The organism is Pedobacter suwonensis (assembly GCF_044762335.1).
Lineage (GTDB): Bacteria > Bacteroidota > Bacteroidia > Sphingobacteriales > Sphingobacteriaceae > Pedobacter.
The window spans coordinates 214391-238546 of the sequence record NZ_JBIWEB010000007.1 but is presented as its reverse complement, the minus strand read 5'-3'; the positions used below and the strand labels follow the sequence as shown (position 1 = coordinate 238546).

Annotated in this window: 22 protein-coding genes; 12 read left to right on the top strand and 10 right to left on the bottom strand. The window is 38.7% G+C overall.

The window, feature by feature from the left end; translation table 11 throughout:
* Positions 1-30: 30 nt before the first annotated feature.
* The 3 genes from ACIQXP_RS13665 to ACIQXP_RS13655 form a co-directional block, all read right to left on the bottom strand.
* Positions 31-408, bottom strand: a complete 378-nt coding sequence (locus ACIQXP_RS13665; protein WP_387505699.1) for a PEGA domain-containing protein — start codon at positions 406-408, stop codon at positions 31-33.
* Between the two features lie 225 nt (positions 409-633).
* On the bottom strand, positions 634-4110 hold the full coding sequence (locus ACIQXP_RS13660) for a preprotein translocase subunit SecA (RefSeq protein ID WP_293742915.1): 3477 nt from the start codon (positions 4108-4110) through the stop codon (positions 634-636).
* Positions 4111-4247: 137 nt separating this feature from the next.
* Positions 4248-4676: a hypothetical protein gene (locus ACIQXP_RS13655; RefSeq protein ID WP_293742914.1), complete on the bottom strand. Its 429-nt coding sequence runs from the start codon at positions 4674-4676 to the stop codon at positions 4248-4250.
* A gap of 518 nt (positions 4677-5194) precedes the next feature.
* On the opposite strand from ACIQXP_RS13655, the gene ACIQXP_RS13650 reads away from it, so the two are divergent.
* From ACIQXP_RS13650 to ACIQXP_RS13630, 5 genes are all read left to right on the top strand, one after another.
* On the top strand, positions 5195-5851 hold the full coding sequence (locus ACIQXP_RS13650; RefSeq protein WP_387505698.1) for a sensor histidine kinase: 657 nt from the start codon (positions 5195-5197) through the stop codon (positions 5849-5851).
* On the top strand, positions 5851-6558 hold the full coding sequence (locus ACIQXP_RS13645; protein WP_293742912.1) for a LytR/AlgR family response regulator transcription factor: 708 nt from the start codon (positions 5851-5853) through the stop codon (positions 6556-6558). The genes ACIQXP_RS13650 and ACIQXP_RS13645 overlap by 1 nt, the downstream gene beginning before the upstream one ends.
* A gap of 126 nt (positions 6559-6684) precedes the next feature.
* Positions 6685-7413 carry a dioxygenase family protein gene (locus tag ACIQXP_RS13640; protein ID WP_387505697.1) on the top strand — a complete coding sequence of 243 codons (729 nt, stop codon included), beginning with the start codon at positions 6685-6687 and terminating at the stop codon, positions 7411-7413.
* 64 nt (positions 7414-7477) lie between these two features.
* Positions 7478-7984: a hypothetical protein gene (locus tag ACIQXP_RS13635; RefSeq protein ID WP_387505696.1), complete on the top strand. Its 507-nt coding sequence runs from the start codon at positions 7478-7480 to the stop codon at positions 7982-7984.
* A 3-nt stretch (positions 7985-7987) separates the two neighbouring features.
* Positions 7988-8674 carry a pirin family protein gene (locus ACIQXP_RS13630; RefSeq protein WP_387505695.1) on the top strand — a complete coding sequence of 229 codons (687 nt, stop codon included), beginning with the start codon at positions 7988-7990 and terminating at the stop codon, positions 8672-8674.
* A 122-nt stretch (positions 8675-8796) separates the two neighbouring features.
* On the opposite strand, the gene ACIQXP_RS13625 is transcribed toward ACIQXP_RS13630, so the two are convergent.
* Positions 8797-9750, bottom strand: coding sequence for a Smr/MutS family protein (locus ACIQXP_RS13625; RefSeq protein WP_387505694.1), 954 nt, complete (start codon positions 9748-9750; stop codon positions 8797-8799).
* A 103-nt stretch (positions 9751-9853) separates the two neighbouring features.
* Complete coding sequence (gene rsgA / locus ACIQXP_RS13620; RefSeq protein WP_387505693.1) at positions 9854-10774, bottom strand: ribosome small subunit-dependent GTPase A; 921 nt, start codon at positions 10772-10774, stop codon at positions 9854-9856.
* A 197-nt stretch (positions 10775-10971) separates the two neighbouring features.
* On the opposite strand from rsgA, the gene fumC reads away from it, so the two are divergent.
* From fumC to ACIQXP_RS13590, 6 genes are all read left to right on the top strand, one after another.
* A complete protein-coding gene (fumC, locus tag ACIQXP_RS13615) occupies positions 10972-12369 on the top strand; it encodes a class II fumarate hydratase (RefSeq protein WP_387505692.1) in 1398 nt (465 codons plus the stop codon).
* 151 nt (positions 12370-12520) lie between these two features.
* On the top strand, positions 12521-12871 hold the full coding sequence (locus ACIQXP_RS13610) for a hypothetical protein (protein ID WP_387505691.1): 351 nt from the start codon (positions 12521-12523) through the stop codon (positions 12869-12871).
* Between the two features lie 7 nt (positions 12872-12878).
* Entirely contained in the window at positions 12879-13394 is a 516-nt protein-coding gene (locus ACIQXP_RS13605; protein WP_293742904.1) for a fumarate hydratase, read from the top strand.
* Between the two features lie 3 nt (positions 13395-13397).
* Positions 13398-14204: a S1/P1 nuclease gene (locus tag ACIQXP_RS13600; protein ID WP_293742903.1), complete on the top strand. Its 807-nt coding sequence runs from the start codon at positions 13398-13400 to the stop codon at positions 14202-14204.
* Positions 14205-14422: 218 nt separating this feature from the next.
* Positions 14423-14857: a low molecular weight protein-tyrosine-phosphatase gene (locus ACIQXP_RS13595; RefSeq protein ID WP_387505690.1), complete on the top strand. Its 435-nt coding sequence runs from the start codon at positions 14423-14425 to the stop codon at positions 14855-14857.
* A 44-nt stretch (positions 14858-14901) separates the two neighbouring features.
* Positions 14902-15669: a ThuA domain-containing protein gene (locus tag ACIQXP_RS13590; RefSeq protein WP_387505689.1), complete on the top strand. Its 768-nt coding sequence runs from the start codon at positions 14902-14904 to the stop codon at positions 15667-15669.
* A 73-nt stretch (positions 15670-15742) separates the two neighbouring features.
* Here the strand turns inward: ACIQXP_RS13590 and ACIQXP_RS13585 are convergent, their stop codons facing one another.
* The gene (locus ACIQXP_RS13585) at positions 15743-16006 is read right to left on the bottom strand and encodes a hypothetical protein (RefSeq protein ID WP_387505688.1); all 264 of its coding nucleotides are present in this window, start codon (positions 16004-16006) and stop codon (positions 15743-15745) included.
* Between the two features lie 132 nt (positions 16007-16138).
* Positions 16139-16828, bottom strand: coding sequence for a hypothetical protein (locus ACIQXP_RS13580; RefSeq protein ID WP_387505687.1), 690 nt, complete (start codon positions 16826-16828; stop codon positions 16139-16141).
* 165 nt (positions 16829-16993) lie between these two features.
* Between ACIQXP_RS13580 and ACIQXP_RS13575 the strand changes: the two genes are divergently transcribed.
* Positions 16994-18445, top strand: coding sequence for an alpha-L-fucosidase (locus ACIQXP_RS13575; RefSeq protein WP_387505686.1), 1452 nt, complete (start codon positions 16994-16996; stop codon positions 18443-18445).
* A gap of 1 nt (position 18446) precedes the next feature.
* On the opposite strand, the gene ACIQXP_RS13570 is transcribed toward ACIQXP_RS13575, so the two are convergent.
* The 3 genes from ACIQXP_RS13570 to ACIQXP_RS13560 form a co-directional block, all read right to left on the bottom strand.
* Positions 18447-19973: a rhomboid family intramembrane serine protease gene (locus ACIQXP_RS13570; protein ID WP_387505685.1), complete on the bottom strand. Its 1527-nt coding sequence runs from the start codon at positions 19971-19973 to the stop codon at positions 18447-18449.
* A 6-nt stretch (positions 19974-19979) separates the two neighbouring features.
* Complete coding sequence (locus tag ACIQXP_RS13565) at positions 19980-20729, bottom strand: class I SAM-dependent methyltransferase (RefSeq protein ID WP_387505684.1); 750 nt, start codon at positions 20727-20729, stop codon at positions 19980-19982.
* A 170-nt stretch (positions 20730-20899) separates the two neighbouring features.
* Positions 20900-24094, bottom strand: a complete 3195-nt coding sequence (locus ACIQXP_RS13560) for a S41 family peptidase (RefSeq protein ID WP_387505683.1) — start codon at positions 24092-24094, stop codon at positions 20900-20902.
* Positions 24095-24156 lie beyond the last annotated feature (62 nt).

The following is a 24156-nucleotide window of genomic DNA, read 5'->3' as shown; positions in this document are numbered from 1 at the left end:
CTTTAAGAATTATAACCATTAGGCAATTGATTAATTCGCTTTCTTAGGTTCTAACGTAAATTCGTACACTTTTGGGTCGTATTTCATCATCGCGCCTGTAGCCACATCAACAATAAAACCAGGAAAAAATAATAAATTTACTACAGACACAGCATCAAATGTGGATTGGGGTTGAAATGTTTTGGTTTCATAACCATCCAGCTTTAAACTAACGGTTTGTCCGGTGAATCCTTTTTTTAAGGATACAGCCATCGGTGTAACGCCTGTTTTAATGCCATCTACTTCAATAGTAGCGGCCGGAGGATTGGAATTAATTTGAACGGTTTGTTTTGTACCCGTAAAAATTGTGGCGCAGCTAGACAGCAGCAATGTCGCTGAAACAGCGGCAATGTTTAAAATTCTTTTCATTTGTGTGTTTTTTGTGTGTGTTTCCTACTCTTATGGCTTTTCGGTTACGCCCCGTTTTTTATGGTTGTCAGGCTCCATTTTTTAAGTTTATTGACCATTGAGAAATTGCCTACCAATTTCAAACTGACCGTCCATAAATATACCTGTTAATTTGAGGATTAAAAATTTAGTTACAAAAAAGGCCTCAACAAATATTGAGGCCTTGTAAAGCACTGTATATCTTAACTATAAATTAGCGCCGTGGCAGTTTTTGTACTTTTTACCACTACCGCATGGGCAAGGTTCATTTCTGCCAATAGTTGCTTCTTTGCGGATTGGCTGCTGTGGAATCGCTTCACGTGTATCGCCAAACTCAATTCCCGGCTCTTCTCTGCCAAACTCCTGTTTAGTGGTTTGCAGCTTTGGCTGTTTAACCGGTGCTGGTGCTTCTCTTACCTGATCTGGTTCCTGCTGTACCGGGATACCGCCTTTATATAAGAAACTCACCACTTCTTTATTCACTGCATTAAGCATGTTTTTAAATAAGTTGAAAGCTTCCATTTTATAAATTACCAATGGATCTTTTTGCTCGTAAACCGCATTTTGTACCGATTGCTTCAAATCGTCCATTTCGCGTAAATGCTCTTTCCAGCTATCATCAATTAAAGCAAGAACAATGGTTTTTTCGAATGAACGAACCACCTCTTTTCCTTTATTATCAATAGCTTTCTTTAAATCAACAGCTACCTGGATACCGCGGATACCATCTGTAAACGGAACCACAATCTGTTCGATATGGTCTCCGCGCTCTTCGTAAACCTGGGTTAATACCGGTAACGATTGCTGAATAATGGCATCTGATTTACGTGCATAAAATGCCTCTGCTTCTTCAAATAACTTCTCAGTTAACTGAGGAATACTGGTTGAAGAGAATTCTTTTTCGGTAATCTCCGTATCTAAAGAGAAGTTTTTGATTACTTCCAGTTTAAATCCATCGTAATTTGCTTCTTGTTTATACTCGCTTACAATGTCTTCAGCAACATCGAAAACCATGTTGTTCATGTCCACGTCTAAACGTTCGCCAAATAAAGCATTTTTACGTTTAGCATAAATAACGGTACGTTGCGAGTTCATCACATCATCATACTCCAATAAACGTTTACGGATACCAAAGTTGTTTTCTTCTACTTTTTTCTGTGCACGCTCAATAGATTTGGTAATCATAGAGTGCTGGATCACTTCACCATCTTCAATGCCCATACGCACCATGATACTAGAGATACGCTCTGAACCAAATAAACGCATTAAGTTATCTTCTAATGAAACGAAGAACTGTGAAGAGCCTGGATCGCCCTGACGACCTGCACGACCACGTAACTGCCTGTCTACACGACGAGATTCGTGACGCTCGGTACCTACAATAGCTAAACCTCCTGCTTCCTTAACGCCTGGACCCAATTTGATATCGGTACCACGACCAGCCATGTTGGTTGCAATGGTTACGGTGCCTGCCTGACCAGCTTCGGCAACGATATCGGCCTCTTTCTGGTGCATTTTAGCGTTCAATACGTTATGTTTGATGCCGCGGAGTTTAAGCATACGGCTTAATAACTCAGAAATCTCCACGGAAGTGGTACCCACCAATACCGGACGACCAGCTTTTGGTTCTAACTGCCCTGTTTGAGGATTAACCGCAGGAATTAACGCCCCTTTAGCATCCAATTTAGGCACAGCCCTGCCGGTTTGATCGTATTTAACAACCGGTTTACCATCTTTCTGTTTTACATTACCTTCTTTATCCGTCTCATATTCTGTCTCATAATGAGAATAAGGAAAAACCAGGTATTGTATTTCTGCAGCAACAGCATTATATTTTTCACGAACAGTGCGATAAACATAATCCTGCTCATCAATCCTCGAAATGTTTCTGTTGGTCGGGATTTCTACCACATCTAATTTATAGATCGACCAAAACTCACCCGCTTCTGTTGTTGCAGTACCCGTCATACCACAAAGTTTGTGGTACATACGGAAATAGTTCTGTAAGGTTACAGTTGCATAAGTTTGGGTAGCATCTTCAACCTTAACATTTTCTTTAGCCTCAATTGCCTGGTGCAAACCATCGGAGTAACGGCGGCCATCCATGATACGGCCTGTCTGCTCGTCAACAATTTTAATTTTTCCTTCATCGATGATGTATTCCACATCAATTTCGAATAAAGTATATGCTTTTAACAACTGGTTAACCGAGTGGATGCGTTCTGCTTTTACCGAATAATCGCGCATTAGAGCATCTTTTTGCATCACCTTTTCTTCTAACGGAAGGTCAGATTTTTCGAGCTCTGCAATTTCGGTACCTACATCCGGCAAGACAAAGAAATGAGGATCCTCACCTGATTGAGTGATTAGTTCGATACCTTTTTCAGTTAATTCAACCTGGTTATTCTTCTCATCAATATAGAAATACAATTCAGAATCTACCTTTGGCATATTCTTAGATTGATCTGCCATATAGTGGTTTTCGGTTTTTAACAACAAACCCCGAATACCGGTTTCACTTAAGAATTTAATTAAAGCTTTGTTTTTAGGTAAACCGCGGTATGCACGCAATAAGGCTAAACCACCTTCGCCTTCTTCAGTCCCGCTGTTGCCTGCATTAATTAATTTTTTGGCTTCGTTTAATGCTTGTGTTACATAGGCCTTTTGTGCATTAACCAAACGCTCAATGCGTGGTTTCAACTCATAAAACTCATGTTCATCTCCACGTGGAATAGGACCAGAAATAATCAAAGGTGTACGGGCATCATCAATTAAAACCGAATCGACCTCATCCACCATCGCAAAGTGCAGCTTGCGCTGTACCAATTGGTCTGGCGTTTGCGACATATTGTCACGCAGGTAGTCAAAACCAAATTCATTATTGGTTCCATAGGTAATGTCTGCGGCATAAGCCTTTCTTCTTGCTTCAGAATTTGGCTCATGTTTATCAATACAATCAACCGTTAAACCGTGGAATTCGAATAAAGGACCGTTCCATTCACTATCCCTGCGGGCCAGGTAATCATTCACGGTTACGATGTGTACTCCCTGTCCGGCCAATGCATTTAAGTAAGCCGGTAATGTACTTACCAGGGTTTTACCCTCACCTGTAGCCATTTCAGCAATTTTACCGCTATGCAACACAATACCACCAATTAACTGTACATCGTAATGTACCATGTTCCAGGCTACTTCTGTTCCGGCAGCATCCCATTTATTGGCCCATTGTGCTTTATCGCCAACAATTTTTACGTTGTTTTTTCTTGCAGCATAATCTCTGTCAAACTGGGTTGCGGTAACCTCCAGATAATCGTTTTCGCTTAAACGACGTGAAGTTTCCTTAATCACCGCAAAAGCTTCCGGAAGGATTTCCAAAAGTACTTTTTCCAACTCCGTATCGCGGTCTTTACCTAGGGCATCAACCTGATCATAAATTGCCGTTTTTTGGTGAAGATCTAATTCTTCGCTTTCTGCTTCAGCTTTTAGTGCTGAAATTTTATTATCGATATCGGTTAAAAAAGCAGAAATTCTTTCTTTAAACTCAATGGTTTTACCACGTAACTCATCGTTGCTTAAGGCAGATAGTTTACTGTAGTGTTCGTTAATTTTAACCACCAATGGCTGTATAGCCTTTATATCTCTTTCTGATTTACTTCCGAAAATCTTCGCTAAAAATCCTAACATTATATTTTAAATCGTATTTTATTATTGAAAAATGGGTATGTTACAACAACCAAGCCATTGTCAGCATCAAGTCAGTCTGGCAGTTGTTGGTGTAAAGGGGTTTAAATCTTAAAAAGATTTTTTAGATAGAAAGAGAACTATGGACTGTTGTTTTTTGGTTTTTTCCTGATGGTTAAATCAGCAATTACCTGGTCTGCACTCACATATTTAGCCACTTTTAACGGCGCTTGCGTTCCGATTAAGGCTAACTTAGTGTACGATAACAGATAAGGGTTACGGTCTTCATTGAGCTGAACCGAAGCTTTACCACTAGCATTAACACAAATATTATGCTCATTGCAATATTCGTTTAATATCCTTAGCCCTTCAACACGTTCGGCTTTTGCCAAATGTGTTAAGCTAAAAAATACAAGTGATATGGTAACGAGGTGTTTCATTAATTGCGGCAAAGCTAGTTTTAATCTTTTATAAAAAGAAATTACTGCCTTGCAAAAAGCATACCTCAATTTTTCGCCTTCCCGCACAAAATAATTTTCTTCAAAATCATGAATAATGGAATCATCCATACAAAAGCGTAAATTACCGATACTCTATCTATAAATTTTGCAGATTTATGTTAATTTGTTTATGCTTAAGAAAGTAAATTTTAGAATAATTATTCAAATCATTGCTGCTATATTTTTGTTAAGTCTGCCGCTTTTTATCATCGCAGATCATAACATTAAATTCATCATTACGGGACCAGGCTTAGTTCAATATATCCTTTTTTGCCTGATTTTTATTTCGATTTACTTTATACATAGCCTATATCTGTTTCCAAAATTATATGGCAAATCCCGGCACATTTTATACCTGTCAGGACTGCTCATCATTCTAGCCGGAATCATATGGTTAAGGCCCTTTGATAAATTCATTTTTCAAAACCAAGAATTTATTGAACATTCTGCGGGTTTCGACCGACCTCCGCTGCCTCCGGACCATCACCAGATTCCGCAACTTAGTGGGAAAAGATTTTCTCCCGGCCCTGAAAGAGGTGTTGATGCAGGACCGAGGGTTGACGTAGCAAGTGTTTTTCTTTTTTTCCTTGACAATTATTATCAGTTTCACCAAAGAAACAAATAAACAATTAAGCCTGACAACTCAAAGGGCACTTATCGCAGAAGCGGAAAAAGCACAGGCTGAATTATCTTTTTTAAAAGCACAGGTAAATCCGCATTTTTTATTTAATACGTTAAATAACATTTATACGCTCGCCACAATCAAAGATGAAAATACAGCACCTTCCATCATGAAACTGTCTAATATTATGCGATACATCACTGATGAGACCGGAAATGATTTTGTAAGTTTACAAAAGGAACTGGATTGCATTACAGACTTTATTGACCTACAAAAATTAAGGCTAACCCAAAAAACAACCCTAGTATTTGAACAGGAGGGCGATTTTGAGCATAAAAAAATTGCTCCCCTCATATTAATGGCTTTTGCTGAAAATGTTTTCAAATATGGCATCAGCAACCATAACAGCAACAAATTAATCATCAGAATTTTCAGCAAACAAAATTCGTTAACCTTATTTTGCCAAAACACTTTATATCCTGATAAGATCAATACCGAACGAAGTGGGATAGGTTTAGAAAATACTAAGCGCCGTTTAAATCATATCTATAAAAACAGGCACATTTTAACTATTGATAATAGCCAGAACCTATTTACTGTTAATTTAACGATTCAATTATAATGGTCCAAACCTTAAAATGTGTAGTTGTTGATGACGAGCCGTTAGCAGCTGCCCTGATTAAAAGTTATATAGAGGCTTCTGATCATCTTGAAATCGGAGCTGTATTTGAAGACGCCATTGCGGCTGCTGAATATTTAAACAAGCATAAAACAGACCTGCTCTTTTTAGATATAAACATGCCTGATATTACAGGTATAGATTTATTTAAATCACTAAAGGATAAACCCATGTTAATTTTTACAACGGCTTATAAAACCTTTGCTTTTGAAGGATTTGAGTTGGAAGCCATTGATTATTTATTAAAACCAATAGATTACCCGAGGTTTAAAAAAGCGGTAAATAAGGCTAAGGAATTTTATCATTATCAAAATGGAAAACAGAAAATAGACGTTGTAGAAAGCATATTTGTACATTCGGAATACAAGCTTATTAAAATAAATTTGCCTGATATTTTATTTATCGAAAGCCTGGAAGATTATATCAAAATCCACCTGCAGGGGAGCAAAATGGTTTTAACCTTAATGCCATTAAAAAAAATAACGGAGAAATTACCTGCAGATCGTTTCAAACGCATACACCGGAGTTTTGTGGTCGCTATACAAAAAATCAAAGCCATACACAATCGTAAAATAGAGTTGATTACCGGAGAAATATTACCCGTTAGCGAAAGTTATATGGAAACGATAAATGAATGGAAAAAAGGTTAAGCCCTTTAACACTTTTTAACTAAATTTTGATTTACCGATACAAAAGTCCGCTTTATCGGTACACATTTGCCAGGCTTATAGAATCTTTCGAGTTTAGCAGTGGTAACTAACAAGAAGATAACAGCAATGGAAAGAAAAAATTTTATTCGGAGTTTAATGATTGGAGCAATCTCTACTCCTGTAATAATTGACGCCTGTAAAAAAAGCAGTGTGACAGATGAAACTTCAGCAGGTTCAGGAACAGCGGGAACAACTACAAGTACAAACGGAACCTGTACTATAGCACCTACTGAAACGGAAGGGCCTTTTCCCACAAAAGTGCCTACATCATATGTTCGCAGTGATATTACCGACGGACGTACAGGTTACAAAATGACAGCTAAAATTACGATTGGCAACTTGAATAACAGTTGCGCTGGTTTGGCTGGTGCGATAGTAGACATCTGGCATTGCGATGCGGAAGGAAATTATTCTGAATATGGTGGTTCAGGTATGCAAAATACCAATTACCAGTCAGTTCATTTTTTACGGGGCCGTCAAATTACCGATGCGAATGGATTAGTAACCTTTACTTCGATTTTTCCGGGCTGGTATAGCGGTCGCGCAACACATATACATGTACATGTTTACAATGCCTCCGGAACTTCATTAAGTGTAACACAAATTGCTTTTCCTGAAGGTAGCGGTACCGCAGTGGCACTGGTAAACGGTTACGCTAAAGGCATGACCGGCTACACCTATAATAATGCAGATAATGTTTTTAGTGATGATAAAACAGGTATAGAAATCGCAACGGTTACCGGAACTTTGACAACAGGTTTCGATCTCACTTTTAAAGTAAATGTTAAAGCTTAATATTCTTATTGTTTTATTTTAATAGAGGCGCCTGGATTTCTGGCGTCTTTTTTAATTTTATGCCATGTCGGGAAAAGTAATTACGTTATGCTATCGGAAAATAATTGATGCCAACAACACAAGTCCATGGGATAAGTTTATATATGAAGATAGTTTTATAGAATTTAAAATGCAGGCTCAGTTTTATAATCAGGAACAACAGTTTAGCACTTTTGCAGAAATGCTGGTGAATGTTCCGGAAGCCGATAAACTGCATTTTTTGGTCAGCGCAGCCATTACCGGATATTTGAGGCAATTAAACGGAATTATACCCGACATACTGGATAACTTAGGCCGGCGTTTTTTGACTTTTGAAAATTTTAAGTTCGAAATCATCAATTCTGATATTCATGACCATAAAAAACACAAGGTGGCGATCAATTTCTTTTCAAAGCCAATGATTTGGCATGATACGATTGATAATTTACTTTTAGTATCACAATCTAAGGAAACAGATGAAGATGAAATTTTCACTAATCTTTTTCAGCTACAGCCTTTTGTAAGTATACACTCCATAAAAAACATTGATTAAAAGATGCAATCCAACCCAGGAAAAATATATTTGGCCGATCAACGCGGATTGACGGAAACATCGGTATTGAGAAGATACAGTACTTTTAATTTCGAGAAGTATTACAACGAACATAAAGAACCTTTTGGCGATTTATTTTTATGTAATGATGAATCTGTTGTGGGTGGAAAAATCACCTTCTTTCTTTGTAAGGAGGATTCACTCCAGATATTTATGCCCATTACAGGCGGAATAGATCTTGTTGCGAATGGAAAAGAATTTGCTGTAGAAACCGGACAGGTACAGGTATTGAACATGGGAAAAGGCGAGGTGCTGGAAATCAGTAATCCTTATCAGAACGATATTGTAAACTACATTCAGTTTGGGATTAAAACAGGTATGTTTTTAATGCGGGCCAGTGAGATGCTTTTCGACTTCGATTTGGAGAAAAACCATTTGATTGAAATTATTGCTAACCCAAAATTACCCTTTAAGTTAAGTGCAGGGATCTTTGCTGCCAGAGAAGAGGTGATTTATAAAATGCAAAGTCCAAACCATCAGTTTTATACTTTTATTATTGATGGCGCCTTTGAAATTGAAGGTCGTTTAATGCATGCAAGAGATGGCCTGGCACTTTGGGATATTGGGCAGGTAGAACTGGAAGCATTAAGTAATAATGCGATTGTATTAGTGCTGGAAATTGGATTTTAGTTTTATATGGTCATTCTGAACACAGTGAATAATCTTTAATCTACTAAATAGATTCTAAAAACAAGTTCAGAATGAAGGATCGCATCTAAAGAACTCCTCCATCCTACACCTCCCCTCTTCCATCATTTAAAAACCACCTCGGTGGCACCATAACCAAACTTTTCTTTTCTGGCATCCATATAGGTTTTTACATGGGGATTTCTGCTGATCAGTTTATGGATTTTATCCCTTAAGGTACCGTTACCCGAACCATGGATAAAAACGATCTTATCAAAATGATGTACCACCGCAGCATCCATCGCATTTTGAAAGTGATTGATCTGTATCTGCAACATTTCATCGGCTTCTAAAAAATGATGATCATCTCTTAGTTTTTCGATATGCAGATCGATTTCTTTTTGGGGTGCTTCAACTGTTCTTTTCTCATCTGCAGATTTAAAAAAACTTTCTTTTAATTTCTGTGGATCGATGGATACCGGAGTGAGATCATCCAAACGGATGAACCAACCTTTATTCCTTAATTGAGGCAATTCCTTTTGTTCGGTACTAAAATCTTTTGCCCTAAACTTCTTACGGATCACCAACGGATCGATGGGTTTCACATCTGCTTTACTAAATACCACCATCTGAAAATTAAACTCAGGCCAAAGATCAAGTTCAGCCAATGATGCAGAATAAACCAAATTGGAACCGTAAGATTCAATTGCCCCATGAAAAACACCTGCATATTTCCCTTTTCGATCGGTAATTAAACCAACCAATAAAATGTTTGGAGAATGGTTTTGGAGATGAAAATGTACTACATTACCCGCTTTATCATCGGTGGCAACGGCTACATAAATGCCATTTTCGATTTTGTTAACACCGGGAACATTCACCTGGATAGGTTTGGGCGCGTCCGGTTCTACAGCAATCACCCCATGACCATGCACGGAGGTTAAATTGCTCATCGCAACAGGTATCTCAAAGCCATCTTCATCGGTAACGCCTAAAGTTTGCGTATCAATAATTCTGGTAACATAACCTTCACGTTTTTCATCAACAAAACGCACAAAATCTCCTAGTTTAAATTTCATAATCCCTAAATCCCCTAAAGGTGAATCCCCATATTATTTATCAATAATTATCTTATTTTCATTTTAGCCTTTCAATCAGCTCCCCTTCTGACTTCTGACTAAACTAATGTCGCGTATCGTTTCCGTGGTAAATGCTCAGGTAACTTTCATATCTGGAAACTGCAATTTCACCTTCATTTACAGCTTCGATAACAGCACAGCCCGGTTCATTAATGTGCCTGCAATTATTAAATCGGCAATTGTGCGAGGTTTCAAAGATTTCCCTAAAAAAATGCCCCAGTTCTTCTTTTTCGATATCGATTACACCCAATTCCCTGATGCCTGGAGAATCTACAATAAAGCCACCTTGTGGCAGTTCGAACATTTCGGCAAAAGTAGTGGTGTGCTGCCCCTTATCGCTCCAGTCAGAAACCTCCCCTGTTCTTAGATCACGATCCGGCATTAAAGCATTGATCAGACTTGATTTTCCCACACCCGAGTGACCCGATATTAAGGTAATTTTATCCGTAATCAATTCCTGTATTACCGGGATATTAATACCTTTTAAAGCGGAAACTTCATAACAGGCATAGCCGATATTTTCGTAGATATCTTTAAACTCCTGCAGAATTTCCAAACCCTCTTTACTAAACAGATCGAGTTTATTAAACACCAATACGGCTGGTACATCATAAGCTTCTGCCGTAACTAAAAAACGATCGATAAAACCCAAAGAGGTACGGGGCGAAGCTAAGGTAACCACCAACATGGCCATATCTAAATTGGCGGCCAATATCTGGGCCTGCTTGCTCAGGTTGATCGATTTGCGGATGATGTAGTTTTTACGGGGCAACATCTCATTGATCAGACCCTGGCTGCTATCTTTTTCCAGATCAAATTTCACCCTGTCGCCAACCGCAATCGGATTGGTGGTTTTAAGTCCTTTAATCCTGAATTTGCCTACAATCCTGCAATCATAGCGCTCACCATTATCGGCCAGAACACTATACCAGCTCCCTGTAGATTTAATAACTAATCCCTGCATATTTGCAGTAAAGGTATGAATATGATTTCATTGGTAGAAGTAGCTGGCCTTGATAAAGTTTGTACATTAACGATGGAGAATAAAAAGGAATACAAACATTTCCGCTACATATTTTCTTATCCATTAAATATCTTACATAAATCCAACGCTTTAAAAGGCAAAAAACCTAAATTTGCGACAACAAAATCAAAAATATAATGAGTTTCAGAATAGAACACGATACCATGGGCGAGGTACAGGTACCTGCCGACAAATACTGGGGTGCACAAACCGAACGCTCACGCAATAACTTTAAAATCGGTCCGGAAGGCTCGATGCCAAAAGAAATTATCCACGCTTTTGGATACCTGAAAAAAGCAGCTGCCCTTGCTAACAACGAACTTGGAGTATTATCTGCTGAAAAAGCAGATTTAATTGCTAAAGCCTGTGATGAAATTATTGCCGGACAATTAGATGATCAATTTCCTTTGGTTATCTGGCAAACAGGTTCGGGTACACAAAGCAACATGAATGGCAATGAAGTGATTGCAAACCGCGCTCACGTGATTAACGGTGGTTCACTAGCTGACGATAAAAAAGTGCTTCACCCAAATGATGATGTAAATAAATCACAATCGTCAAACGATACTTATCCAACTGCAATGCATATTGCAGCTTATAAACTTACGGTAGAAAATACCATACCAGGCTTAGAAAAATTAAGAAATACATTAGCCCAAAAAGTAGAAGAGTTCAGTACGATTGTTAAAACAGGCCGTACGCACTTTATGGATGCTACGCCGCTTACTTTAGGCCAGGAATTTTCTGGTTATGTACAACAGATCGACAATAGCGTCCGGGCCATTAAAAATGCTTTGGTTATGGTTGCAGAACTGGCTTTGGGCGGAACTGCCGTGGGTACAGGCTTAAATACCCCAAAAGGATACGATGTTTTAGTGGCTAAAAAAATTGCCGATTTAACCGGTTTGCCTTTTGTTACCGCTCCTAATAAATTTGAAGCACTGGCTGCACATGATGCGATGGTAGAACTCTCAGGGGCATTAAAACGCACAGCAGTTGCCTTGATGAAAATAGCCAACGATGTAAGAATGTTAAGTTCAGGTCCCCGTTGCGGCATCGGCGAAATTGTAATTCCAGACAATGAACCAGGCTCGTCTATTATGCCGGGAAAAGTGAATCCTACGCAACCAGAGGCTTTAACCATGGTTTGTGCCCAGGTAATCGGTAACGATGTTGCAGTTTCGGTGGGTGGTATGAGCGGCCATTTTGAACTTAACGTATTTAAACCATTAATTGCTGCGAACGTACTGCAATCGGCACGTTTAATTGGTGATGCCTGTGTTTCTTTTACAGATAAATGTGCTGAAGGAATCACCGCGAACTTACCTGAAATTGAAAAACACCTGCAAAATTCTTTAATGTTGGTTACCGCTCTGAACCCGCATGTAGGTTACGAAAATGCAGCTAAAATTGCGAAGAAAGCCCATAAAGAAAACAAAACCTTAAAAGCAGCTGCTGTAGAATTGGGATTGTTAACCAATGAGCAGTTTGATGAGTGGGTACGCCCCGAAGACATGGTTGGCAGCTTGAAATAAGTTATTAGATGAGTCGTCATTCCCAACCTGATCCGATAGCCATCGGATGGGAATCTTAAAATATATCGCATTAAGATTCCCGCCTGCACGGGAATGACGTCACTTTTAAAAATAATGCCCAAATCAATACGGTTAATTAAATATAGGTAATATGAATTCAATACTTTCTAACCTTTTAAGCTTGATATCCATTATTTCACCTTGTATTGTATTTGGAACCTGCTGCTATTTTTTAATAAAAAAATCTTCAGTTGAGGCCATTTTAATGACCATTGGCTCAGGCATTGGCTTGCTCATTACCCTGTTTTACAGCTTTTTGATGCCATTACTAATTTCATCTCAAAATTTAGCTTATACAGAAGTTTCGAAATACTATGCCGTTGTGGGCATCATCAGCTTTATAGCCAGCCTTTGTTTTGCAGCAGGTCTTTTAATTCTGGTGATCAACACGGTTAAAAAGAATAAGATCATGTACGATCAAATCCCTAAAAGCAACAATTAATAACACAATGAACAAACTGCATCTGGCTTTCAGGAATTGCTACATCTTGCTTTTTATATTACCCATTTTACATCTGGCCTGTAGCCTGCGGCCCAATATTCAGGGTAAGGGAGAAGATTTTATGCAAGGCGTTTGGAATGAAGATTCTGTTGCTTATAGCCACAAGTTGAGCAACTATACACAACACCATTTCAAGTTTACCTGCGATTCGGTTTATATCGATATGGTAACCCATAGCAAAGTAAATTTTTACGAAGATTCTTGTTATAACAATGGCATCTGGAAAGAATATGCCAAAGGAGTGTATAGGGTTAAAGGAGATACGTTATTTATAGGTGCAACCTTTACACATGCCAATTATAAACAAAAAATATCAGGTTGCTACCGCATCGGCCGGTATGAAAAAAACTTCCTGATCAGCAAAAAATCGTCAGACAGCTTAATTTTAGAGAGTTTGAGCGATCAGCGTGAGATTAAACTCACACTTAAAGAAAAAATTACCTGCGTACCAAAAGAATTATAAAAAATGATTTTAACATCAATTAAACAGAAATTAACCATTGCTTTAACGCTGGGTCTTTTAGCGTATTTGCCTATGCAGGCAAATGCATGGGGCACCATCGGCCATCGTGTAGTTGGCGAAATTGCCGATAGTTATTTAAAAGCAAAAACACGCAAGGCCATTCAAAGTATTTTAGGCTATGAAACCTTGGCAATGTCGGCCAATTGGGGCGATTTTATTAAATCAGATTCTACTTATAACTATATGTACAACTGGCACTTTGTTAATCTTCCGGCTGGATTGGATAAAAGCGGTGTATATCAATTTTTGGAAACTGATAAAAAACCAAATCTTTACAACAAAATCCCTGATCTGATTGCCATTTTAAAGAAAACAAGCAGTACAGCTTCTGAAAAAAAACTGGCTTTACGCATGTTAGTTCACCTTGCGGGAGATTTATGCCAGCCCATGCACGTTGCCCGTAAAGAAGACCTGGGCGGTAACCGCGTTTCGGTATTATGGTTCAATGAGAAATCAAATATCCACAGGGTTTGGGACGAACAGCTGATCGAATACCAACAGTTAAGTTATACCGAATATGCAAAAGCCATCAATCATGCTTCAGCTGTACAGCTTTACAACTGGCAAAACACCAGCCTGAAAGATTGTATTTATGAATCGTACACGATTTGCAATAAAATTTACGATACGACTAAACCAGATGCTAAATTAAGCTACCGCTACAATTTCGACTGGGTTGATACCCTTAATAACCAGTTATTAAAAGGTGGTGTACGTTTGGCTAAAATGCTGAATGAAATTTACGCATAAAAAATAAGTTTGTGATAGGAGAGTTTTAATGAAATAAGTCCCTAAAACTTATCGTCATTGCGAGAAGGCTTTTTCAGCCGATGAAGCAATCTTTAAAGCCAAGAGCACTGTTACGAAAGATTGCTTCGTCGTTCCTCCTCGGAATGACGAATCTTTATGGCTATCCATCATTAATAACCTTTCTTAGGGCTATTATTTACTTTTAAAGCGCAGTAAAATTGAAAATTTTAATGGTTTGCCTCGGTAACATCTGCCGTTCTCCTTTAGCTGAAGGCATTATGCGCCATCTGGCAGATGAACAAAACTTAAACTGGGAAATTGCTTCGGCAGGAACAGGCAACTGGCATATTGGCCAGGCACCAGACCACAGAAGTGTTTCTGCAGCGAAGGCGTTGGGTTATGATATCAGTAAACAGCGGGCGCAGCAGTTTAACCCTTCGATGTTTGACTACTATGAACTGATTTTGGTAATGGACAAGAACAATTTAGCCGATGTTAAAAGTTTAGCCAAAACCGATGAGCAGCGAAAAAAGGTTAAACTTTTTCTTGATAACGGAGAAGTTACAGATCCATATTGGGATAATAGCCTGTTTAACCCTGTTTGTAAACAGGTTGAGGAAAGATGTATGGAAATTATCAAACAACTTTCTTAAATTTAAAGCTAATAATCTATCTTACTAACCAAGTCGAAGAAAAAATGAAAAAATACCTGTCCATATGTTTATTAGTTGCAACCGTGATTTTATTTCAAAGCTATACCGCAGCGAAGAAATCGACAAAAGTTTTAGTTTTCTCCAAAACAAAGGGCTTTAGGCACAACTCCATCGAAACGGGAAAAGAGGTGATCCAGAAATTAGGCACTGAGCGTCATTTTGAAGTAGATACGACAGAAAATGCTGATGCTTTTACTGAAGATAACCTAAAAAAATATGCCACTGTTATTTTCCTGAATACCACAGGCGATGTATTAGACGATAAACAACAGGTAGCTTTCGAAAGGTACATACAGGCTGGTGGAGGTTATGTGGGTATTCATGCTGCAACAGATACCGAGTACGATTGGCCTTGGTATGGCAAATTGGCTGGCGCTTATTTTATAAGTCACCCCGCTGTTCAGGAAGCCAGATTTATTGTTAAAGATAAAAAACACCCTGCTACAAAATTCCTTACCGATTCAGTATGGATGAGGAAAGATGAACTGTATAACTTTAAGAATATTAACCCGGACATTAAAGTGCTGATTAATTTAGACGAGAAATCGTATACTGGTGGTAAAAATGGCGATTTCCATCCTTTTGCCTGGTACCATAACTTCGATGGCGGAAGAGCTTTCTATACCTGTATGGGCCATACCAAAGAAGGCTGGGCTGACGATAAATTTCAAAAACATTTATGGGGAGGTATAGAATACGCTATAGGCGGGCAAAAGAAACTGGACTACAGTAAAGCCCATTCAAAGTTCTAAATAATAGTTGGGCTTGCTGATTTTCTACTCAACAAGCCCAATGTTATCTCATAAATATTTTAACGGTTGACGATTAATAAAATACGAATATATTCCACCAGATATTGTCGTTTTTATACGCTGGTTTCATCGCCCAAAAACAATCAATCTGATCTTCATCAAGGATCTTTTCTAAATTCCGGGAAAAATCAAATAGCCAGTTATTGGATCTTCCCCTCCATTCTTCAGGTTTCCTATATTCGAATTCGCGATATTGCATCCGTTTGATCAGGTATTTTTTAAGTTGCGCTTTGATTTCAGGTTTTTGAGCTATTGTAAGCCTTAACTCTTGTTCCATCTCAAACATAACCTTATCGAGATTGAGTGTATCTATTATAAATTCTTTAACCTCTTTATTACCATTCCGATAAAATTGCGCAGAGGCAGGATATCCCGTACAACAGGTAAACAATAAACCTAAAATTCTTTTTTAATCAACATAAGAATTTGGTTTAACCCTTTTAAAATTAACCAAATAAATATAATTCAGCATACAAAAGGAGGCTATTGCTCCGAAGGTATGCCATAAAAAATGCGTGCCGGTACTTAATATATCCCATTGATCTGCAATCCGGAAAGTTAAGGCAAAGATGAAGGCAATTAAGGCAAAACCAACCCATTTGCCATTCTTCCAGTTGGTCTTGATTAAGTACCCAAATACCGGAAATAAAACCAGCGCAGCCATAAAAGCATAATTGATATTGATAAAAATCTGAAAATCGCCATTACTAAAAAGCCTTCTTACATAAAACTGAAAAAAAGCATAAACCGCTACAATTAAAACGGCAAAGTACCATTCGGTCAGCTTGGAAAGAAAGTAGACACCAGCCGAAAGGCACAAAAGCATAATTGGCATCCAATCCATCATAATAAAGATAGGCCAACGCCTAAACCCGTGGTAAGTAGTACCTCCAATACCGCCGATATAAAGCAGCACCAATGCTACACTTAAAAAGCTATGCTGTTTAAAATTACCCCATAGTTTAACTGTCCAGTATACCGCTATAGCCAGAAAGAAACAACTTGTTAGGGTGTTAAAAGGCTCCGGAAATAACTGGCTCAGATTAGTTTCTGCATATACGGTACCGCCGTCAGGAGGATTTTGGTTAAAAGCACTCATGTTTAATTAACGTCTACTGTAATTAAATGTTTTGACTGATCGATGTAACACTCAAGATGTAAAATAATTTCGCTTTCACATGTTTTAACAGGTTAAATATCGGTTAAAACTTACCAACAGCAATGGTAATTATTTGTACTTTAGTTGAATCTAAGCTATAAGTATATGAAATCCGTATTGATCCTTTTTTTACTTCTTTCTACAGCTATTTATGCTCAAACCCCTCCTCAACCTTATGGTGCGGTACCATCAAAAAGGCAGTTGGCCTGGCATGATGTTGAAGTTTATGGCATCATGCACTTTACACCAACTACTTTTGAAAATAAAGAATGGGGTTTTGGCAATGCTGATCCGAAAACATTTAACCCAACAGATTTTAATGCCGACCAGATTATTAAAGCTGCTAAAGCAGGTGGCTTGAAAGGTATTGTTCTGGTGGCGAAACATCATGATGGTTTTGCTTTATGGCCAACTAAAACTACCGCTTATAATATCAGCAAGAGTCCGTTTAGAGGAGGAAAAGGAAATTTAGTTAAAGAAGTAGAACAGGCCGTGCGGAGAAACGGATTAAAGTTTGGGGTTTATTGCTCGCCATGGGACAGAAATAATCCACTTTATGGTACCGATAAATATCTTGCTGTTTATCAGGCACAGTTAAAAGAACTGTACAGCAACTTTGGAGAACTTTTTATGAGCTGGCATGATGGTGCCAATGGTGGCGACGGCTATTATGGCGGTGCAAAAGAAAAACGCTCTATTGACAACACCACCTACTACGATTGGAACAATACCTGGGCTATTACACGCAAAATGCAGCCCATGGCGAATATATTTAGCGATATCGGTTTAGATGTACGCTGGGTAGGTAATGAAGACGGACATGCTGCACCAACCTCTTGGGCTACTTTCACCCCCATGGCTCCGGACGGAAAAAGTGAAGCCGTACCCGGGCAGGCAAACTACCCGCAAAGCCCTGAAGGCATCAGAAATGGTAAATTCTGGATGCCGGCAGAATGCGATGTTCCGCTTAGAAAAGGTTGGTTCTATCATCCTAACGAAAAGCCAAAAAGTCCGGAAGAATTGTTTGATCTGTATTTAAAAAGCGTTGGCCGCGGTGCAGGTTTAGACCTTGGCTTGGCACCCGATACGCGTGGACAACTTCATGATGATGATGTTGCTGCACTGAAAACTTTTGGCGACATGGTTAAACATACTTTCCAAGATAACCTGGCCAAAAATGCATCGGTTAAAGCAAATGATAGCAGAGGGAAAAATTATGATGTTGCTACGCTGCTAGATAGCAAGAGAGAGACATATTGGGCCACCCATGACGATATACACCAGGCGACCTTAGAACTTGATTTGAGAACTCCTAAAACCTTTGATATTATCAGCCTGCAAGAATACATTCCTTTAGGTCAGCGGGTAGAAGCCTACAATATTGAAGTATTTGAGAACAATGCCTGGAAAAAGGTTTACGATGGCACAAGTATTGGCGCAAAACGCCTGGTTAAATTGGATACCCCCGTTACAACGAACAAAATAAAAATAAACATTACCAAATCGCCGGTCTGTGTTACATTAAGCGAAATCGGATTGTACAAAAAAGCCGGATAATTTAATCCGGTTTGTAAAGAATTTCGAAAACCTGTGCCAATGCGGCAGAAGTCTGTTTGCTATAGCGATAAGTGCTATCGGCCTTAATATCCCGATACATCAGCATTACGGCCCTATGCGATGCTTTACTCAGTTTTACTTTTTCTGCGCGTTCTTTAGCATCTTCAGGCCTCAAAGTCAGGGCCTGCATTTGCTTGATGATTATCAGGTTTCTTTCCATGGGTATGATACCATCTTCTTTAATAGAAGTAAGTTTAACATCTTTAGGCAAAGAGATTTTCAAATTCATAATGTTATTGAGTGAACCCAGATTAGCATTAAAAGTATCTCTTAGTTTTCGATATTCCTCTGTCCCGTATTTCGGACTAAAATGAAGCACTCCGCTAAAAAACATTAAAAATAAAAGTACCGATACTGCGTACCTTGTCCAGGTTTTAACCTCAAAAGTTTTATTAGGCTCATAGGCGAGCAGATAAGTAATAATAAAACCGGAAACAAAGCCCCCGATGTGCGCTGCATTATCTACCCTTTTACCAAATGCGCCATTTATGACCACCAATAATGATACAATTAGTGTACTTACTAATAAAGACTTAGTGGCTTTAGGCTCGAAAGACTTAGTGATCAACAGCGCAATAAAAGCCCCATAAAGGCCCATAATAGCTCCGGATGCACCCATCATTACGCCTTCCTGGTGAAAAATCAGACTGATCAGGCCTCCGCAAATACCACTCATTATGTAAACGAAAAGGTATTTTTTCCAGCCTAGTTTATTCTCAATCATCAAACCCAGGTAAACCAGGGCATACATATTAAAAAACAGGTGCGAAACCGATCCATGGATAAACTGATAAGTAATCAGGCGCCAATATTGCCCTCCAAGAACCAGGTTGCGTTGATTAACTCCAAAGTTCAATACTAATCGTTTTATTTCTGCAAGATAATCTTCTTGAGAAGCATGTCCGGTTTTTAGCGACAGATAGGCAATGAATACAATGGACAATAAGACAATTGCGATATAATATAACGTATTAAGTAGAACAATTATTGGCGTTACCGTATAACCTTTCTGGGGGAAAAGCAAGAACAACACGTTTTTGATTTTATTCTTCGTAGCCAAAGGAGCTTTTTCGAAGTAATGGTCATCTTGCGTTGCAATAAACTGATGAAATTTTTGCAGGTTCTCTTCCCAAACATCTTTCAGGTGAAATTCTACATATTCAAATTCATGAAAAAATTTCTCCAGATTGAGATCGTTTTTACCGTAATCGTTAAAGAGCATCTGGATCCCAACGCATTCACTTTTTACCACTGCAAAATTTCCGTGGATACGAATTGATATTTCTTCACTGTACGACTGGAAGGATATCGGGGTATAAGCAATTAAGCCGGTTTCGGAAACGTGGCTTAAGGCCCAGCCAAGATTTTCGATAGCCTGTTTGGCAACAATTAAATATTTATCTGCCGGAAAATCGGCCAGGGGAATAAATTTTTCGATTTTAGGCGAGTAACCCCAACTTACTGACATAGCGCGTTAATTTTTTTTCGCTGCTAAGATAATATAAGGTGACAGATTTTTGCTCTCGAATGGGATCAGCTTTGTAAATATTTTTCCGGTCAGCCAAACTGCCTTTTTAAATAAACGCACACTTGCCGACTTTTGATCTTCGTTTTCCAACCAAACGCTAAAGCGTCCAAAATAACCTGATTGTACATCTTTAAGGCCAGCCTGTTCACATATTGATTTCAGCAATGACGGGTCCATACTGTTGATATTGTGTTTATCATAATTTTCCTTATCGAAATTCTTCTGGAACCAACCGTTAACTGCTTTAAAATTTGGCAGCGTGATAAACAAAGTACCACCTGGTTTTACGAAAGCAATGTGACGGTTGATGATATCCGCCGTATCGTTAAAATGTTCAATTAAACCGCAGCTTAGTACCAGATCATATTGTTGCTCCGGTGTGTAATTAAAAAGATCGGTTTCGATGATGTGGATATCCTTTTCCGCTAAATCGCTCTTTTCCAAAAGTTCTTTTACCACTGGCGGATGAACAAAATAATCAAGAAGGGTAACGTCAAGTTTAAAATATTTTTTCAGGAACACGGCATAATAGCCAGGAAAACCTCCCAGTTCAATTGCTGTTTTAACGCCGTTTTTCCGGATCACATCAGCCAGCTGAGCATGAAATAAATAATTTGAAGGCAAATGAACTGCCAGTCCTTTTTTACTCTCCCAATAATTTACCCAAAAAGCCCTATCGGTTAATAAATTTGCCATGTTTTAAATAATTTCAGGCTCAAAGAAACGGAAAAATTTGATTAATTGTTTAAATGATATTGCTGTATTGCCAGATTGTTTTATTGCTAATTTAGCAACTCCGCTTATATATTTTATTGTCGGTTGCCAGATAACAGCCCGACAATAAAACAATCTTTTTAAGATTAACCCTATTTCAGGTCTTTTAAAATTTCGGCTACTGCTTTTTCCAGTTGCGGATCCCTGTCTGCCAGGCGGTCTTCAAAAGTATTTTTCACAAAAATATCTGGTTTAACCCCCTCCTTTTCAATGTTCTTACCATCCATGGTATAACAGCCCCAAGATGGTAAACGGTAAGAAGAACCATCAACCAAACCCTTAGCCGACGTAAAAATAATCCATCTGTAGGTTTCTGTACCGATAATCTTTCCCAGTTTTAATTGTTTAAAACCTGCAGCCGTCATTTCAGCATCACTTAACGATTGTTCGTTTATCAGTAATACGATAGGTTTCGCAGCCGGGCCAAAGTTACTTTGCGGGGCCATTTTACCTCCGCGGTATTTCCACTTCAGGTAAGGACGCTGCGAAAGAAATTTCAGTACCTCATCGTGTACATTCCCACCGGTATTGTAACGAAGATCAAGGATAATGGCTTCCTTGTTTTCTTCCTGGGCCACCATATCCAAGAGAAAATTTTCAAGTTCACCACTTCCCATATTTTTCATGTAAGAATAAGCAATCCGGTTGTTGCTCCACTTATCTACATTTTTATGGTTCTGGCTAATCCATTCATCATAAAGGTTCCCGCGTAGTGTACCCGAACTTTCAGGATGTACATTTAAATAAACATCCTTTCCGTTGCGTTTAAACGTTAATGTCATCTCCCGATCTAATGATGGCTTGCTGAAATAATAATCACGGTCTATTTTTTCATCTACTTTAACCCCGTTTACTTCTGTTAAAATATCACCAGCTAAAATGTTATTTCCAATACGGGCAGCATTGCTTTTTGCTGCAATACGTTCTACCTTCAAAGGGTTTTCATTTTCGAAGATGATTCCGGTTTCGTTGGTGATATAATTCAGGTTTTTTCGCTCCTCTGCTCCTGCGCTATTAAATCCCATATGCGAAGAATTCAATTCGCCCAGCATATCATTCAATAAAATCCTTAAATCACTTCGGTTATTCACATAAGGCAGATAAACGGCATAACGCGTCCGCATTTTATCCCAATCTACACCATGAAATTTTTCGTCATAAAAATTTTCGTCTAAACCTACCCAGGTTTCGTAAAACATCTGGTTAAACTCGGCATTTAGGTTCCTGGTAAATTTATAGCCGTGATCCACCCGATCAAGCTTGTTTCCTTCCAGGGTATATTTGTTGATTGCACCTCTTGATAAAACGAAAAATTTGTCGCCTGCAGAAGTAATCGAATAATCGCCACCATCGGCAACTTTTTCTGTTTTATTAGCTTCAAAAGGCTCGATAGTGGTCCGATACAGGCCCGGGGCTCCACCTTCGTGGTTAGACGAATAAAAAACATAAGTTTTATCGCCCTTGGCATACACATCTGTTCCGTACTGGCCACCAAATGAAGGACCAACCAACTCTATTCTATCCAGAAGATCTTCGGTATTAATGGTAATTACATTGGCTGGCTTAGGTGTAGGTTTAATTTCTGTTTTCTTCTTAGCTGTATCGGTTTTAGCCTTTTTATCATTTTTATTTTCTGGTGCAGGCATAACATCTGTCGGTGCGGGCTTGCTCTCTTTAAACAGGTCATCAAATTTATCAGAACGATAAGGCTCATCATAATTATTTAAAGCCATGCGGTAAATATGTGCATTTTGCATTCCTGTTGGATAGGAAGGCTTGGTGCGGGCACTGGTAAAGAAAATATATTTACCATCTGGCGACCAGGCCGGGCTGGTTTCGGTAACGCCTGTGTTGGTTAAGTTGATGGTTTTATTGTTTTTGATGTGATGTACCATAATATCCTGTTCAAAATTGCGGTAAACGGTAAACAGCACATATTCGTCATTTGGCGAAAAACTTGGTGTCGCGCTCTGTATGGCCCAAAACTCATCGGTTACCAAAGTTTTAGCCTCGAAAGTTTTAAGGTCCATCAGTTTAAGTTCGTTCCGGCCGCTTAAATACACCGCCATGGTTTTAGTTTTATTCAACGTAATATCACGTACATTTGCTTTGTCTTTTGTAAGCTGTTTTACAGTACCTTTTCCATCGCCTGTGATGGAAAACCAGTTCTGGTAACCATTAGTGGTTTGACTGAAGAGAATTGTTTTATTATCCGCCAGCCACTTACATTCCAGGGCGCGTTCGCCACTATTGGTAATTTTGCGGATAAACTTTCCATCGGCATCGCTCACAAACACCTCGCCACGCGAAATGAATGCCATTTTTTTCCCGTCGTTTGAAACATCAAAGGCTGAAATATTGCCACGTACATCGTACTCCTGCTCTTTACTCAATACCTGATTGCGCGAAGTGCTTATATTCACTTTTTCGGCTTTCTTAGTGGCAACATCGTAAGTATACAACTGATAATCTTTCTCGAATACCACCGTAGTTCCATTAGCCGAAACAAACGGACGCTTAATGGAAGTATCAAAGTTTGTTAAACCGGTTTTTTTACCATTAATAAAGGTATAGAGGTTATATTCATCGTTGCTTTCATCCGATACAAAGAAGATATTGCCTTTTTGATCAACACTCGTCCAGAAATCTTTCCCGATATAATCGGTATAACGTTTATAACTTTTTGTTTTTGGGTTGTATGACTGAATATCGGGATTATAGGCTCCTTTATAATGTTTACGGTTGGCGAAGCGCATACTTTCCCAGGTATCGTTAAAAAACAACTCTCCTGTTGGTGATTCAGCAATATGGTGTGTGGTATTAAAATAGTTATTGAATAAACGAACCGCTGTTCCGCCGTTTACATTTACTTTATAACTTGAAAAAGAATTGTAACGGCCCGAAGTAAAATAAATGGTTTTAGAATCCCAGCTCCAGTTATCTACTTCATCACTGGCATCATTAAATGTCAACTGTTTAATATCGCCACCTGCTAAAGGCATTACATAAATATCATAATTACCAAACTGATTAGATGAAAAAGCCAGCCATTTTCCGTCGGGAGATATTTTAGGGTTTATCTCTTCGCCCTGCATGGCTGTAATGCGCGATGCTACGCCACCTTTTACCGGAACTTTCCAAATATCACCATCGTAACTAAATACTATTGTTTGTGCATCTGGCGTTAAAGCAGGATATGCGGCGAAATAAGTTTGATTTTGGGCAAATGAATGTGCCGGCCATAAAAAAGCCAGTGCCACAAGTGATTTCACGAAGGATTTGATCATAATTAAGTTAGTTTGGCTCCGGAAAGGTAGTTCTTTTTTGATAAAAACAGCTTAACCTTAAG

What these genes read in the sequence shown, in the direction of transcription:
- ACIQXP_RS13580 (WP_387505687.1), bottom strand. Translation starts at nt 16,828, where the DNA reads ATGAGTGCTTTTAACCAAAATCCTCCTGACGGCGGTACCGTATATGCA.
- ACIQXP_RS13635 (WP_387505696.1), top strand. Translation starts at nt 7,478, where the DNA reads ATGTCGGGAAAAGTAATTACGTTATGCTATCGGAAAATAATTGATGCC.
- ACIQXP_RS13645 (WP_293742912.1), top strand. Translation starts at nt 5,851, where the DNA reads ATGGTCCAAACCTTAAAATGTGTAGTTGTTGATGACGAGCCGTTAGCA.
- ACIQXP_RS13565 (WP_387505684.1), bottom strand. Translation starts at nt 20,729, where the DNA reads ATGGCAAATTTATTAACCGATAGGGCTTTTTGGGTAAATTATTGGGAG.
- ACIQXP_RS13610 (WP_387505691.1), top strand. Translation starts at nt 12,521, where the DNA reads ATGAATTCAATACTTTCTAACCTTTTAAGCTTGATATCCATTATTTCA.
- ACIQXP_RS13575 (WP_387505686.1), top strand. Translation starts at nt 16,994, where the DNA reads ATGAAATCCGTATTGATCCTTTTTTTACTTCTTTCTACAGCTATTTAT.
- ACIQXP_RS13660 (WP_293742915.1), bottom strand. Translation starts at nt 4,110, where the DNA reads ATGTTAGGATTTTTAGCGAAGATTTTCGGAAGTAAATCAGAAAGAGAT.
- ACIQXP_RS13640 (WP_387505697.1), top strand. Translation starts at nt 6,685, where the DNA reads ATGGAAAGAAAAAATTTTATTCGGAGTTTAATGATTGGAGCAATCTCT.
- ACIQXP_RS13605 (WP_293742904.1), top strand. Translation starts at nt 12,879, where the DNA reads ATGAACAAACTGCATCTGGCTTTCAGGAATTGCTACATCTTGCTTTTT.
- ACIQXP_RS13560 (WP_387505683.1), bottom strand. Translation starts at nt 24,094, where the DNA reads ATGATCAAATCCTTCGTGAAATCACTTGTGGCACTGGCTTTTTTATGG.
- ACIQXP_RS13625 (WP_387505694.1), bottom strand. Translation starts at nt 9,750, where the DNA reads ATGAAATTTAAACTAGGAGATTTTGTGCGTTTTGTTGATGAAAAACGT.
- ACIQXP_RS13600 (WP_293742903.1), top strand. Translation starts at nt 13,398, where the DNA reads ATGATTTTAACATCAATTAAACAGAAATTAACCATTGCTTTAACGCTG.
- rsgA (WP_387505693.1), bottom strand. Translation starts at nt 10,774, where the DNA reads ATGCAGGGATTAGTTATTAAATCTACAGGGAGCTGGTATAGTGTTCTG.
- fumC (WP_387505692.1), top strand. Translation starts at nt 10,972, where the DNA reads ATGAGTTTCAGAATAGAACACGATACCATGGGCGAGGTACAGGTACCT.
- ACIQXP_RS13665 (WP_387505699.1), bottom strand. Translation starts at nt 408, where the DNA reads ATGAAAAGAATTTTAAACATTGCCGCTGTTTCAGCGACATTGCTGCTG.
- ACIQXP_RS13630 (WP_387505695.1), top strand. Translation starts at nt 7,988, where the DNA reads ATGCAATCCAACCCAGGAAAAATATATTTGGCCGATCAACGCGGATTG.
- ACIQXP_RS13570 (WP_387505685.1), bottom strand. Translation starts at nt 19,973, where the DNA reads ATGTCAGTAAGTTGGGGTTACTCGCCTAAAATCGAAAAATTTATTCCC.
- ACIQXP_RS13655 (WP_293742914.1), bottom strand. Translation starts at nt 4,676, where the DNA reads ATGGATGATTCCATTATTCATGATTTTGAAGAAAATTATTTTGTGCGG.
- ACIQXP_RS13585 (WP_387505688.1), bottom strand. Translation starts at nt 16,006, where the DNA reads ATGGAACAAGAGTTAAGGCTTACAATAGCTCAAAAACCTGAAATCAAA.
- ACIQXP_RS13590 (WP_387505689.1), top strand. Translation starts at nt 14,902, where the DNA reads ATGAAAAAATACCTGTCCATATGTTTATTAGTTGCAACCGTGATTTTA.